1 protein-coding gene is annotated in these 970 nt (G+C 41.5%); it reads right to left on the reverse strand.

Annotated features, from left to right (window positions below; translation table 11 throughout):
- The coding region (locus CWB80_RS21845; RefSeq protein ID WP_138686312.1) for a TonB-dependent receptor at window positions 1–970 on the reverse strand (970 nt) is incomplete at both ends.

Genomic DNA, 970 nt, shown 5'->3' on the forward strand with positions numbered 1-970 from the left:
ACTATCGGTTGCTTGCCATGAGTCATTAATATAAAAAGCGAGTGAAGTTGTATCAGAATCGACTTCGCGACTCCGAACTCGTCTTTCTATAAAGTCACTCCCCAAAGGTGCACCTGATATATCATTTTCACCGGCAGTTTTAACTGTCCACCATCCCTCAGCATCACCAATACCGTTTTGACCTTCAAAGTAATCTACTTTTACATTAGTGTAATCAATACCAAACTGGATTGAATGCATATCAAGATCCCAATTGAAATCAATCCTTGCTTGGTCGCGCGTAAACTCTTGTTCTGTTACCGATGAATTTGTGTGTTGACTTAAAGTGACAAAACCATCACGTTCATCCCAAACTCCAGGATTTGGAGATGCGACTACATTTTCAACGTTTTCAGTCACTCGGCCAACAACTGCTGAAACAGAAAAAGTATCAGTTAGGTAGCCATTATAATTTAAGCTATATACTTTACCGCCATCTTCCCCTGGTGCATCCACACCTTGTTGCTCACCAATCACATTCTCTTGCCAGCTGTAAGCAAAGGTTTTATCGGTCCAAGTGCGCTTATTGTTCATTGCTGAAAAACCCACTGAGTGATCTTCATTTATAAACCAATCTACTTTTGTAAACCAGCGGTCTTCATCGCGCTCAAAATCAGAATAAGTTGTTTGTCCTGCGCCAGTTGACTCTTCACGGCGCGGTGCAAACAAACCATAAAAAAACAAGGTATCTTCGATGATTGCACCACTAGCCCATAACTGAAGCTCTTTAAAATCGTAACTACTTTGCTTCGTATTAGTGCTAATAGTCCCATTTTCTTGATAAATAGAGTCGTGCTGGCTAAGTAAACCATCAGGATCCCAACGTACTTCTGCACCGAAGTTAAAGTCATTATCACCAGACTTAGACACCGCATTAACAATACCGCCAAGTGCTCCACCAAACTCAGGGCTAACACCACCCGTTTTCACT

Source organism: Pseudoalteromonas sp. S1650 (genome assembly GCF_005887195.1).
GTDB lineage: Bacteria > Pseudomonadota > Gammaproteobacteria > Enterobacterales > Alteromonadaceae > Pseudoalteromonas > Pseudoalteromonas simplex.